The organism is Mycobacterium sp. 852013-51886_SCH5428379 (assembly GCF_001665575.1).
In the GTDB taxonomy this organism is placed as follows: Bacteria; Actinomycetota; Actinomycetes; order Mycobacteriales; family Mycobacteriaceae; genus Mycobacterium.
This window is the reverse complement of sequence record NZ_LZSU01000023.1, coordinates 27,228-39,837: the sequence shown is the minus strand read 5'-3', so window position 1 is coordinate 39,837 and position 12,610 is coordinate 27,228. Positions and strand designations below refer to the sequence as shown.

Below are 12,610 nucleotides of genomic sequence, written 5' to 3'. Positions count from 1 at the left end.
CGCGCTCAGCGATCGGTGAGCAGCGCCTCGAACGCCACGCGGTCACCGCGGTAGAGCGCCCGGACGACCTCGATCGGATCGTCGGCCGCGTCCACCGTGCGCCGGTTGAGCATCAGCACCGGCATCGCGGTGGACACGCCCAGCAGCGTCGCCTCCCTGGGGGAGGGCAATGCGGTCTCCACCCGCTCCAGCGCGGCGCCGAACCGGACGCCCGAGCCCCGGATCGCCGCATAGAGCGACGTGGTGGGATCGAACGTCTCCCGCAACCAGCCGAACCGCTGCACCGACAGATACGTGCTCTCCAGGCCGATCCGCTCACCGTCGGCAAGCAGCACCCGTTCCAGTTGCATCACCGCGGAGCCGGGCTCGATGTCCAGGGCCGCTGCCAGGTCCGCGTCGGCCGCGACATCCTCCCAGATCACCAGTAACCGCCCCGGGGTCCGGCCCATCCGGACGGCGCCCTCGGTGTAGCTGCGCAGCGACAGCGGCTGGACGAGTTTGGGTCGCGACACCACGGTGCCGCGGCCGCGGCGTTCGATGCGACCCTCGACGAGCAGCTCGTGCAGTGCGTTGCGGACCGTCTCCCGGGCGACGCCGAAGCGCACCGCCAATTCCCGCTCGGCCGGCACGGCGTCGCCGACCTGCAGTTCGGCCAGCATCAGGTCGAGTGCCGCGCGGATCTGATGGACCTTGCGTGGAGACCCCGTGGAGGTCATCGCGCCGACCGCGTGGCCACCCGTTCGGCCAGCGCGACTACGGTCGCCGGCTCCACACCGCGGGCGGACGGATCCTTTGCGGCGTCGTCGTAGCGGCGCAACCGGAGTGCATCCTGCCACCAAGGATGCATGGTGAACTCGAGATCGGCTGCCGCACCGCCCTGTTCGCGCAGCGACGCGATCGAGACGGCGGACAGTTCACCGGCGTACCCAGGCTCGGTGGCGGCGAGAAACCGTTTGGCGGCAACATGGGCACCGGCCAACCAGCCGACCCGCGAACCGAATCGCGGAGTGAGCCAATCCCGTGCCACCCGGTCGTGCGCTGCGGACGCCCCGGCCAGCAGTGGGCTGTGCCCGATGTCGTGAAGGGCGGCGGCGAGCACCAGTTCGTCGTCGGCGTCATCGGCGATGGCGCGGGCCGCGGACTGCAGCGCGTGGTCGAGTTCGTCGACGTCCTCTTCATCCCAGACGCCGCGGAGGGACGCGAGGATTTCGGCTGTCTCCACTCGGATCGACATGCCCGCAGCGTAGCAAGAATTGGTCTATACCAATCGTTCACCCGCCCGTGGCGCCGCGGTCATCTTCGCGTCGAAGCGCCGTTGTCCGACGGCGGCAGGGTCGCCGCCCATGCGGGTCATCATCATCGGCGGCGGAATCCTCGGCACCACCCATGCGCTGGAGGCGGTGCAGCGCGGACACCACGTCGTGCACCTCGAACGCGAGGCCGAGGCCCGCGGCGCGACGGTGCGCAATTTCGGGCTCGTCTGGGTGTCCGGGCGTACCGCCGCCGAACTCGACGCCGCACTTCGTGCCCGTGACCTGTGGCAGCGGCTCGGGGCGGTCGTCCCGGGCGTCGGCTTCCGGCCTGCCGGATCGCTGACGGTGCTGCGCACCCCTGGTGAGGTTGCGGTGGCCGAGGAGGCCATCGGGCGCATCGATGCAGACCGGCGTGGGTTCACCCTGCTCGACGCGGACGAGGCTGGCCGGCTGAACCCCGCGCTGCGGGGGAAATTCATTGCAGCACTGCATTGTTCGACCGATGCGGTCGTGGAGTCTCGGCAGGCGCTGCCGGCGATCCGCGAGCACCTCGCGGCGAGCGGACGCTACACCTTCCTGGCCGGTACCGAGGGCCGCGCGGTCGAGGGCCGCACCGTCCGTGACGACCGTGGGCGCCGGCACGACGGCGACCTGGTGATCGTCTGCGCGGGCGCCGCGCACGGCGGGCTGGTCCGTGAGCTCGCCGGCGAGCTGCCGGTCCGCCGCGTCCGCCTGCAGATGATGCAGACCGCTCCCCTGGGCGAAGCGCTCACCACCGCGATCGCCGACGGCGACAGCATGCGGTATTACCCGGGATTCGCCGGCGCCGCGCTAGACGAGCTGCACGGCGCGCAGTCGCAGGATCCGACCGCCGAAGCGCACCACATGCAATTGCTGTGTGTGCAACGGCTGCACGGCGGCCTCACCATCGGCGACACCCACGAATACGCCGAACCCTTCGCGTTCGACGTCTCCGAGGACCCGTACGACTACCTGGCCGGCGTCGTCGAAGAAGTGCTCGGCCGCGCGCTGCCTCCCGTGGTGCGGCGGTGGGCGGGTGTCTACAGCCAGAGCGTCGATCCGGGCGAACTGGTCTGCCGCCGCACCCCGGCCGACGGTGTTGTCGTGGTGACCGGCCCCGGCGGACGCGGGATGACGCTGGCCCCGGCTGTCGCAGAACGGACCGCGGAACTGGCGGGCCTGTGACTTCATCCCCGATTGGTCCAGACCACTCTCGACTGCAGTTGTTCACCCGATGTTCGGCCGGGCGGCACCCTTTGGTCTGGACCACCTCCGAAAGTAGGCGCATGCGAATCGAATTGGCCGTACTGGACATGGCGGGCACGACCGTCCAGGACGACGGTTTGGTGATCCGGGCCTTCGACGAGGCCGCGACCGCAATTGGGTTGTCAGCCGACGGCCCTGAGCGCGACGCCGCCCGCCGCTACGTCCTCGACACCATGGGACAGTCCAAGATCGAGGTGTTCCGCGCTCTGTTCGGCTCCGAGGACAGCGCCCACGCGGCCAACATCGCGTTCGAGAAGGCCTACGAACAGTTCGTCGACGACGGAGTCAGCCCCATCGACGGTGCGGCCGAGGCGATCTCGCGCCTGCGTGCTGCGGGCGTCAAGGTCGCATTGACCACGGGCTTCAGCGCGTCCACCCAGCAGCGGATCATCGATGCGCTCGGTTGGGGCGACATCGCCGACCTGGTCCTGGCCCCCGGGCCCGGCGTGCGCGGCCGGCCTTACCCCGACCTCGTGTTCAGCGCGCTGATGCGCGCCGGGATGGACGACGTCCGCAAGGTCGCCGTCGCAGGTGACACCGCCAGCGACATCCGGTGCGGCCTGAGCGCCGGTGCAGCGGTGGCCGCCGGAGTGCTCACCGGCACCCACGACCGCGCAGCATTCGCCGTCGCGGGCGCCACACACGTGCTCGATTCGATCGCCGAGTTACCCGACATCGTACTCGCTCGTTGAACCCCGACATTTCACGAAAAGGACTCTCACCGATGATGATTCGCCGCACCCGACATGCCCGCATGGCCGCCGTGGCCGCTGCGGGCGCCGCACTGGTGCTCGCCGGTTGCTCGGGATCGGACTCCGGTTCCGGCGCAACCAACGACAAGGGCTTTCCCGAAACCCTCACCCTGGCCGCGGTACCCGCCGAGAACTCCGCCGACATGCGCGCCAGCTACGACCCCCTGATCAAGCTGCTGGAGAAGGAGACCGGCTCGAAAGTCGAGTTCGTGCAGGCCTCCGACTACGCCGGCGTCGTCGAGGGGATGATCGCCGACAACGTCGACCTGGCCTTCTTCGGGCCGTTCGCCTACGTCGTCGCCGGCCTCAACGGAGCGAAGATCACCCCACTCGGCGCGGTGATCGAGCAGGAGGGCGCCGAACCCGGGTACCAGTCCTACGGCCTGGCCCGCGCCGACAACGCGGCCGTCAACGGCCTGGCCGACTTCGCCGGCAAGAAGGTCTGTTTCGTCGATCCCAGCTCGACCTCCGGTTTCCTCTACCCGTCCGCCGGGCTGATCGAGGCCGGGGTCATCACGTCGGGTTCCGAAGCCGATATCTCGGCGGCCATGACCCCGATCTACGCCGGCGGTCACGACGCGTCGGCGCTGTCGATCAAGAACGGCGACTGTGACGCAGGATTCGCCTTCGACAGCATGGTCGACGAGACCATGGTGCAGAAGGGTGATCTGGCACCGGGCGACCTCAAGACGGTGTGGAAGTCGGAGATGATCGCCGGATCGGTCTTCGCCGCCAACGACAAGCTCGGTCCCGACGCCATCGGGCAGCTCAGGACCATCTTCACCGAGAAGGCCAACGCCGAGGTGATGGAGGCGGAGGGCCTCTGCGAGGGCGACGCGTGCCTGATCACCGACGAACGGGCGTGGGGCGTGGTCCCGATCGAAGACTCCGCCTACGACGGCGTGCGCAAGGTCTGCGACGTCACCGGTTCCGAGAAGTGCAAGAGCTGACCGGTGTCGGACGATCCGGTGGCAGGTGACGACGTCGTCGTCTCCTGCCGCAACATCACCAAGCGATTCGGCGACACTCTGGCGCTCGACGACGTCACCATCGAGGTATGCCGTAGTGAACTGCTTGTGCTGCTGGGGCGTTCGGGCTCAGGAAAATCGACACTGCTGCGCTGCCTGAACGGTCTGCAGCCCGTGACCAGCGGCCAGATCAACGTCGGAGGCACCCGCGTCGACACCGCGTCACGGGCGCAGCTGCGCGGATTGCGCCGCCGCGTCGGATTCGTCTTCCAGGACTTCAACCTCGTCGGCCGCCTCAGTTGTCTGGAGAACGTGCTGATCGGCGGACTCGGCCGGCTCACCGTTCCTCGGTACGGCGCGCTGACGTATCCGAAGTCGATGCGCGACGAAGCGATGGCTCAGCTCGACCGGGTGGGTCTATGCGATTTCGCGGCCCGCCGTGCCGACACGCTCTCCGGCGGACAGCAGCAGCGGGTCGCCATCGCGCGCACGCTGCTGCAACGGCCCGCGCTGCTGCTCGCCGACGAGCCGGTCGCCTCCCTCGATCCCGAAAACGCCGGCATCGTCATGGATCTGCTGTTCCGGGTGTGCATCGAGGAGAAGCTGACCGTGGTGTGCACGTTGCACCAGGTCGACCTCGCGCTGGGATGGGCACATCGGCTCGTCGGGCTGCGCAACGGACGCAAGGTTCTCGACCGGCCCGCCGTCGGGATGAACCGCGAGGACGTACTCGACATCTACCAGCGGGTCGAACCCGCCAGTCCTGATCGGGCCAATGCCGATCCGGCCGCCAGGGGCCGCGCCACGTGACCGCCTCGCCGCTCACGGCATCGCCCCGTCCGTCGGTTCCGCCGAAGCCGCGGAACCGTCGGCCCCTGCCGGGCCTGATGCACCTGCTCCTCGCCGCTGCCCTGATCGTGACCCTCCTCTCGGCCTGGTTCATCGAATTCGCCCCTGCCGCACTGTTCGACGGCGCCGACGAGGTGGCAGCACTGATCGAACGGATGCTGCCGCCCCGGCTCGACGACCCCGGCCGTATCGGCATGCTGGCGATCGAGACGTTGCTCATGGCGGTGCTCGGAACGGTGCTGGCCGCGGTGGCCTCTGTCCCGCTGGCGTTCCTCGCCGCCCGCAACACCACACCGCATCCGGCGGTCTATGCGGTGGCACGCGCCGTGATCACCTTCTGCCGCGCGATGCCCGATCTGTTGTTCGCGGTGCTGTTCGTCCGGGCGCTGGGCATCGGCGTGCTGCCCGGCATCCTGGCGCTGGCGTTGCACTCGATCGGGATGTTGGGCAAGCTGTTCGCCGACGCGATCGAACAGAGTGACGTCGGCCCGCGCGAAGCCGTCCGCAGCGCCGGCGCCGGATACTTCCGCGAGATGATCAATGCCGTTGTCCCGCAGGTTGTCCCGGCGTGGATCGGCGTGTTCGTCTACCGCATCGACATCAACCTACGCATGTCGGTGGTGCTGGGCTTCGTCGGGGCCGGCGGTATCGGATTCGCGCTGCAGGACGCGCTGCGTGGTCTGATCTATCCCCGCGCCCTCGGCATCGTGCTGGTGATCCTGGTGATCATCGCCGCGATGGAACTGGTCGCGATCGGCATCCGCCGGGTGCTGTTGACCCCGTCCACGTCGGACCCCCGCCGCGACCGTGCGGCGCGAACGGTGTTGTCGGGGGCGCTGATCGGCGTCACCCTCGCGTCGTTCGTCGTCCTTCAGATCAATCCGCTCTCGCTGTTCACCTGGATCGGACCGTCGCTCGAGGTGTTCACCCGGCTGATCCCGCCTGATTTCGATGCGCTGGGGGCAGACCTGTTCGAGGCGGCCCTGCAGACCGTCGCGATCGGTGTGGTGTCGACGGCCATCGGTGTCGTGCTGTCGATTCCGGTCGGCATCCTCGCCGCGGGCAACGTGTCGCCGAATACCGCGTGCTACTGGCTGGCGCGGGCATGGATCCTCCTGGTTCGGGCGGTTCCCGAACTGATCCTGGCCGTCGTGTTCGTCGCGGCGCTGGGCCTCGGGCCGATTGCAGGCACCTGTGCGCTGGCGATCGGATCGGTGGGCTTTCTCGGCAAGCTGGTCGCCGACGCGATCGAGGAGATCGACCCGGGGCCGTTGGAAGCGGTGCGCTCCGTGGGTGGCGGCTGGTGGCATTCGTTGTTCTCGGCGGTATTACCCCAGGCGATGCCGGCGGTGGTGGGGTCGAGCCTCTACATGTTCGATGTCAACGTGCGCACCTCGACGGTGCTGGGCATCGTCGGGGCGGGCGGAATCGGCTACCTGCTGTTCGAATCGATCCGCACCCTGAACTTCGAGGTCGCCGGAGCGATCGTGCTCGTCATCTTCGTGATCGTGTACGCCATCGAAAGGCTGTCGGGGTGGATCCGGTCGCGCCTGGTGTGACGAGGGCCGCGGTCTGGACCGGCGATGGGGTGCAACTGCGGACGGTCCCGCTGCCGACTCGCAGCGACGGTTCTGCCCTGGTGCGCGTGCGGCTGGCGACCGTCTGCGGCAGCGATCTGCACACGGTCGAGGGGCGTCGCGCCGGTCCGGCCCCCTCGGTGCTCGGACACGAGGCCGTCGGCGACGTCGTTGACCCCGGTGCCCACCCGGGTCTGGCGATCGGGCACCGGGTGGTGTGGTCGGTGACCGCGTCGTGCGGGAGCTGCGCCCGCTGCCGAGCGGGACGCAGCGCCAAGTGCGAGGTGGTGCGCAAGGCCGGCCATGAGCCGTTCGAGGGCGCCTGGCCGCTGTCGGGCGCTTACGCCCAGCACGTCGTGCTTCCCACGGGGGTGGCGGTCGAACGCGTCCCGGACGGCCTGGACGACCGGGTGGCCGCGCCTGCGGGGTGCGCCACCGCGACCGTCATGGCGACTTTGGAGGCGGCGGGACCGCTGACCGGCCGCCGGGTGCTGATCTGCGGGGCGGGGATGCTCGGTGTCACAGCGGCTGCGGCGTGTGCCGCGGCCGGCGCAGACGTGTGGATCAGTGATCCGGACGCGGTGCGGGTCGGCACGGCCACGCGGTTCGGGGCGATCGCCGATAGCGGGGGCGCGGTGGACGTCGCCATCGATTTCTCGGGAGCCACGGTCGCCGTGGCCGGCGCATTGGGACGGCTGGACGTCGGCGGGGTGCTGGTGCTGGCGGGGTCGGTGCTGCCCTGTCCGTCTCTGATCGTCGACCCGGAGACGATGGTGCGCCGCTGGTTGACGATCACCGGTGTGCACAATTACGAGCCGCGTCATCTCCGGGAGGCACTCATGTTCCTCAACCGCACCCGAGGCGAGTACCCGTGGCGTGATGTGGTGTCCGATCCGGTTCCGCTCGAGGCGATCTACGAGGCGCTGGCAGTGCCACCGGCCGGCATCCTGCGCGCCGCAGTTGCGCCCTGACCCTGAAAATGAGGTGGCCCCGCCCTCCGGCTTGGCCGGAGGGCGGGGCCGCTCCCCCCAAAGGCGAGGCGATTTGTCCCTTTCGCGCCTCCGGCCTTTCACTCTGTGCAGCAAACTGTACATGAGAAAAAGCTGAGCAACAACTGACCAAACTTAGATATTAACACTAGCGTCAAGACGTGGACTTATGCCGAGGCGGGGCCCAGCAATGGACTTCGCTGGCGCGATTTCGTATTGACGCGGGTGTTGATCTGGCAAACAACCGGTCGAACCGGCGCGCGGTCCGGGCACGGCTTCACGGACTGCGTCGACCGCTGGCGCGGATGCCCCGCCGGTGCGTCACACGCGCCTTGAAAGACCTAGTGGGCACTGCCGCGGCGTCGATGATCGGCATGGGGGCGTGGCGCGACGGATTGTGGGACACCACTCCCATCCGTGGGCAACCGCGTCGGTATGGCAACAATTGACACGTGTAAACCCGACGTCGGGGCACTTCGCGTAATTCGGCTTTGCTGACGCGAGCCGGATTCGGGTGGCTCAGACGGACTCGAGTCGGGCCGCCCAATCGTCGACCGGGACCGGTCAGGGGTGAACCTGAGAGACGCAGCAACGTCGTCGGCGGCCGGCCGCCACGGGGTGGGCACAATAGAATCCGGCGCAGCCCCGAGGGGCTGCGCCGGATCATCGGTTCGTTCGGGATCAGTCCTTGATCTCGGCCAGCACGGTGCCCTGCGTGATCGCCGCACCCGCCTCGACCGCGAGTCCGGTGATCGTGCCTGCCTTGTGCGCGGTCACCGGGTTCTCCATCTTCATGGCCTCCAGCACGACGACCAGATCGCCCGCGGCGACCTCCTGGCCCTCCTCGACCGCGACCTTGACGACCGTGCCCTGCATCGGGGCGGTGACCGCGTCGCCGGAGGCGGCCGCACCGCCCTGGGCGCCGCGCTTGCGCGGCTTCGGCTTCTTGCGGACCACACCGGCGGGGGCGCCACCGCCGCCGTTGCCGAGCACCAGATCGCCGGGCAGCGACACCTCGAGACGTCGGCCACCGACCTCCACCACCACCGTCTGCCGCGGGATGGTGTCCTCTTCCTCGATCGGATCGCCGCCGGTGAAGGGTTCGACCGTGTTGTCCCACTCGGTCTCGATCCAGCGGGTGTGCACGGTGAAGCCGGTGTCGTCACCGATGAACGCGGGATCCGATACGACGGCCCGGTGGAACGGGATCACCGTCGCCAGACCTTCGACGTTGAACTCCGCCAGTGCGCGGCGGGACCGCTCGAGGGCCTCCTCGCGGGTGGCGCCGGTGACGATCAGCTTGGCCAGCATCGAGTCGAACTGACCGCCGATGACCGATCCGGTCTCGACGCCGGAATCCAGGCGCACGCCCGGCCCGGTGGGCGGCTCGAACTTGGTGACCGGGCCCGGAGCGGGCAGGAAGCCGCGGCCGGCGTCCTCGCCGTTGATGCGGAACTCGAACGAATGGCCGCGCGGGGTGGGGTCCTCGGTGATGTCGAGGGGCTCACCGTTGGCGATGCGGAACTGCTGACGCACCAGATCGATGCCGGACGTCTCCTCGGTGACCGGATGCTCCACCTGCAGGCGGGTGTTGACCTCGAGGAAGCTGATCAGGCCGTCCTGGCCCACCAGATACTCGACGGTGCCCGCGCCGTAGTAGCCGGCCTCCTTGCAGATCCGCTTGGCGGACTCGTGGATCTCCTTGCGCTGCGCGTCGGTCAGGAACGGCGCGGGCGCCTCCTCCACCAGCTTCTGGAAGCGGCGCTGCAGCGAGCAGTCGCGGGTGCCTGCGACGACGACGTTGCCGTGCTGGTCGGCGATGACCTGAGCCTCGACGTGACGCGGCTTGTCCAGGTAGCGCTCGACGAAGCATTCGCCGCGGCCGAAAGCGGCGACGGCCTCGCGCGTGGCGGACTCGAACAGCTCGGGGATCTCCTCGATGCTGCGGGCCACCTTCATACCGCGGCCACCGCCGCCGAACGCGGCCTTGATCGCGACCGGGACGCCGTACTCCTCGGCGAATGCGACGACCTCGTCGGCGTCCTTGACCGGATCCGGCGTGCCGGGCACGAGGGGGGCCTCGGCGCGGGCGGCGATGTGACGCGCGGTCACCTTGTCACCGAGATCGCGGATCGACTGCGGGCTGGGTCCGATCCAGATCAGGCCGGCGTCGAGCACCGCCTGGGCGAAGTCGGCGTTCTCCGACAGGAAGCCGTAGCCGGGGTGGATTGCGTTGGCGCCGGACTTCGCCGCCGCGTCGAGCAGCTTCTCGAACACCAGGTAGGACTCGGCCGAGGTCTGACCGCCGAGTGCGAAAGCCTCGTCGGCGAGCCGGACATGGGGTGCGTCGGCGTCCGGCTCCGCGTACACCGCCACGCTCTGCAGCCCCGCGTCTTTGGCCGCTCGGATGACTCTCACCGCGATCTCACCGCGATTGGCGACAAGCACCTTCGAGATCTTCGAGCTGGCGTGACTGGCCACTTCGCCTCCTGCTGATATGCCGTCGGGGCATTCTCTTAAGAACGTCTTGAGAAACTTATCGGGGAGTTTATGCGGCAGGCCCCGACACCCCGTGAACCGGTGCCGGTTACCGGTGAGTAGGTTCGGTCAGTCGTCGCGCAGGTGCCGTTTGATGCGGGTCAACATCGCCGACATCCCGCGCAGGCGCAGGGGACTGATGAGCGCTCCGAGGCCCAGTGCGGTGTAGAAGTCGTCGGGCACCGCGAGGATGTCGGCCGCCGGCTGACTGTCCAGTCCCGTGGCGAGGATCGCGGCGAAACCGCGCGTGGTCGGCGCCTGGACCGGGGCGCTGAAGTACAGCCGCACCTGTTCGCGATCGCTGTCGTCGACGCGCAGGAACAGCGGCGACTGGCACTCCGGCACGGGTTCCATCGCCGCCTCTTCGAGATCGGCTGGGAGCGCGGGCAATTCGTCGGCGAACTCGAGGAGTAGCCGGAGCTTGTCCTGTCCGTCCACCTCCTGGAACTCGGACACGACCTCAGCCAGCGGCTCAGGGAGCGACGGGGCCATGCTCATGCGGAGCCGGGGGCCTCACCCGGATCGGGGCCGACGGTGACGGGCACCCGGACCGCGTTGCCCCACTCTGTCCAGGAGCCGTCGTAGTTGCGTACACCCGGCAGGCCGAGCAGATGCGTCAGCACGAACCAGGTGTGGCTGGAGCGCTCGCCGATGCGGCAGTAGACGACGGTGCGGTCGTCGGGGGACAGGAAGCCGTAGAGCTCCTCGAGCTCGGCGCGGGTGCGGAACTGTCCGTTGTCGCGGGCGGCCTTACCCCACGGGATCGAGCGGGCGGTCGGGATGTGGCCGCCCCGCAGTGCGCCCTCTTCCGGATAGTCGGGCATGTGCGTGCGCTCGCCGGTGTACTCCGCCGGTGACCGCACGTCGATGAGCGGTTGGGTGCCGAGGACCTTCAGCACGTCCTCACGGAAGGCGCGAATCGGCGCGTCGTCGCGCTGCACCACGGGGTAGCCGCTGGACGTCTTGCTCGGCACGTCGAGTGTGGTGTCGCGGCCGTCGGAAATCCACAGATCGCGGCCGCCGTCGAGCAGTCGGACGTCCGGATGGCCGAACAGGGTGAACACCCACAGGGCGTACGCCGCCCACCAGTTGCTCTTGTCGCCGTAGATGACGACGGTGTCGTCGCGCGAGATGCCCTTGCGGTCCATCAGCTCGGCGAACTGCTCACCGGTGATGTAGTCGCGCACGTTCGGGTCGTTGAGGTCGACGTGCCAGTCGATCTTGACCGCACCGGGAATGTGGCCGGTGTCGTAGAGCAGGACGTCCTCGTCGGATTCCACGATGGCCAGACCGGGGCGGCCCAGATTGCTGGCCAGCCAATCGGATGTCACCAGCCGTTCGGGGTGGGCGTATTCCTGGAGTTTCGGGCTGGGATCTGGTGGCAGCGACACACTGCAGAGCCTACCGCCCAGTTCAGGGCGCAGGCGGCGAAGGCGACCACAGCCGCGGCACCGCAATGTCCGCCCGGGCCAGCATCCGTCGTACCAGGGGCAGACTCAGGCCGATGACGTTCGACGGATCACCGTCGATGCCGTCGACGAACCAGCCGCCCAGACCGTCGAGAGTGAATGCGCCTGCCACACCGAGAGGTTCGCCACTGTCGATGTAGTCGCTGAGGTCGTCGGCCGTCGGTTCGCCGAATCGCACCCGGGTGACCGCCGACTCGAGTTCCCGTCGCACGGCGACCCCGTCGCGCACACGGACGACGGCATGGCCGGTGTACAGCTCGCCGGTGCGGCCGGCCATCACCTGCCACTGCGCCCGCGCGGCGGTCGGCGTGCCCGGCTTACCGCTCAACCGGCCGTCCAGCCACAACATCGAATCGCAGCCGATGATCACGCAGTCCGCCGCCACGTCGGCAGGCAACCGGTCGACCACGTCGGCCGCCTTTGCGGCGGCGAGCGCGCCCACCACCTGATCGGGCTGCGCATCGGCCCCCAGCGCAGCGATGATCGCGTCCTCGTCGACCCCCGACACGATCACCAGGGGGTCGGCCCCGGCATGCCGGAGCACCCGCAGCCGACCGGACGACGCGGAGGCCAGGACCAGCCTCATCAACCGATGTTCTTCGCGCAAGCGCTCATCAACGCCTCAGGTGGGTCCGCTCCATCAGCGTCACCCGCTGCCAGCTCGTCACGTCATAGCGCAGCTTGTCTACTGGGTGACCCCAGGGGTTGAACTCCTGCGGACCCGGTTCGCCGCGGCCCCCGCCGGCGCCCGCCAGCACGGCGGCCAGGGCCGCCACCTCCTCATCGGTGGGCGCGCCCTTGACGATGTGGATGTGCGGGTCCGGCGGAGCCGGCAGATCGATGGTCAGCTGACGGTGGTCACTGACCTCGGTGATGTCGGTGTCCTGCGACATGTGCGTGGTGCTCCTTAGCCGACGGAAGTACGGGG

At 68.9% G+C, this 12,610-nt stretch carries 13 protein-coding genes; 6 read left to right on the top strand and 7 right to left on the bottom strand.

Annotated elements, in window-relative coordinates; translation table 11 throughout:
• Positions 1-5: 5 nt before the first annotated feature.
• Complete coding sequence (locus tag A5757_RS11565; RefSeq protein WP_066833424.1) at positions 6-716, bottom strand: GntR family transcriptional regulator; 711 nt, start codon at positions 714-716, stop codon at positions 6-8.
• Complete coding sequence (locus tag A5757_RS11560) at positions 713-1,234, bottom strand: HD family phosphohydrolase (RefSeq protein WP_066833421.1); 522 nt, start codon at positions 1,232-1,234, stop codon at positions 713-715. The genes A5757_RS11565 and A5757_RS11560 overlap by 4 nt, the downstream gene beginning before the upstream one ends.
• Before the next feature lie 109 nt (positions 1,235-1,343).
• Between A5757_RS11560 and A5757_RS11555 the strand changes: the two genes are divergently transcribed.
• The 6 genes from A5757_RS11555 (at position 1,344) to A5757_RS11530 (ending at position 7,657) form a co-directional block, all read left to right on the top strand.
• Positions 1,344-2,459, top strand: coding sequence for a TIGR03364 family FAD-dependent oxidoreductase (locus tag A5757_RS11555; protein WP_066833418.1), 1,116 nt, complete (start codon positions 1,344-1,346; stop codon positions 2,457-2,459).
• Positions 2,460-2,560: 101 nt separating this feature from the next.
• Entirely contained in the window at positions 2,561-3,232 is a 672-nt protein-coding gene (locus tag A5757_RS11550) for a phosphonatase-like hydrolase (RefSeq protein WP_066833415.1), read from the top strand.
• Positions 3,233-3,264: 32 nt separating this feature from the next.
• Entirely contained in the window at positions 3,265-4,242 is a 978-nt protein-coding gene (locus tag A5757_RS11545) for a phosphate/phosphite/phosphonate ABC transporter substrate-binding protein (protein WP_066833413.1), read from the top strand.
• 3 nt (positions 4,243-4,245) lie between these two features.
• A complete protein-coding gene (locus A5757_RS11540) occupies positions 4,246-5,070 on the top strand; it encodes a phosphonate ABC transporter ATP-binding protein (RefSeq protein ID WP_066833411.1) in 825 nt (274 codons plus the stop codon).
• A gap of 77 nt (positions 5,071-5,147) precedes the next feature.
• Positions 5,148-6,668, top strand: coding sequence for a phosphonate ABC transporter, permease protein PhnE (phnE, locus tag A5757_RS11535; protein ID WP_156618327.1), 1,521 nt, complete (start codon positions 5,148-5,150; stop codon positions 6,666-6,668).
• On the top strand, positions 6,644-7,657 hold the full coding sequence (locus tag A5757_RS11530) for a zinc-binding dehydrogenase (RefSeq protein WP_066833407.1): 1,014 nt from the start codon (positions 6,644-6,646) through the stop codon (positions 7,655-7,657). Before phnE ends, A5757_RS11530 begins: the two co-directional genes overlap by 25 nt.
• Positions 7,658-8,356: 699 nt before the next feature.
• Here the strand turns inward: A5757_RS11530 and A5757_RS11525 are convergent.
• The 5 genes from A5757_RS11525 to A5757_RS11505 form a co-directional block, all read right to left on the bottom strand.
• On the bottom strand, positions 8,357-10,156 hold the full coding sequence (locus A5757_RS11525) for an acetyl/propionyl/methylcrotonyl-CoA carboxylase subunit alpha (protein WP_066833404.1): 1,800 nt from the start codon (positions 10,154-10,156) through the stop codon (positions 8,357-8,359).
• A 126-nt stretch (positions 10,157-10,282) separates the two neighbouring features.
• Positions 10,283-10,711, bottom strand: a complete 429-nt coding sequence (locus A5757_RS11520; protein WP_066833402.1) for a SufE family protein — start codon at positions 10,709-10,711, stop codon at positions 10,283-10,285.
• Entirely contained in the window at positions 10,708-11,604 is an 897-nt protein-coding gene (locus A5757_RS11515) for a sulfurtransferase (RefSeq protein ID WP_066833397.1), read from the bottom strand. Before A5757_RS11515 ends, A5757_RS11520 begins: the two co-directional genes overlap by 4 nt.
• A 22-nt stretch (positions 11,605-11,626) precedes the next feature.
• Complete coding sequence (locus A5757_RS11510) at positions 11,627-12,268, bottom strand: nucleoside triphosphate pyrophosphatase (protein ID WP_082929421.1); 642 nt, start codon at positions 12,266-12,268, stop codon at positions 11,627-11,629.
• 28 nt (positions 12,269-12,296) lie between these two features.
• Positions 12,297-12,575, bottom strand: a complete 279-nt coding sequence (locus A5757_RS11505) for an acyl-CoA carboxylase epsilon subunit (protein ID WP_066833394.1) — start codon at positions 12,573-12,575, stop codon at positions 12,297-12,299.
• Positions 12,576-12,610 lie beyond the last annotated feature (35 nt).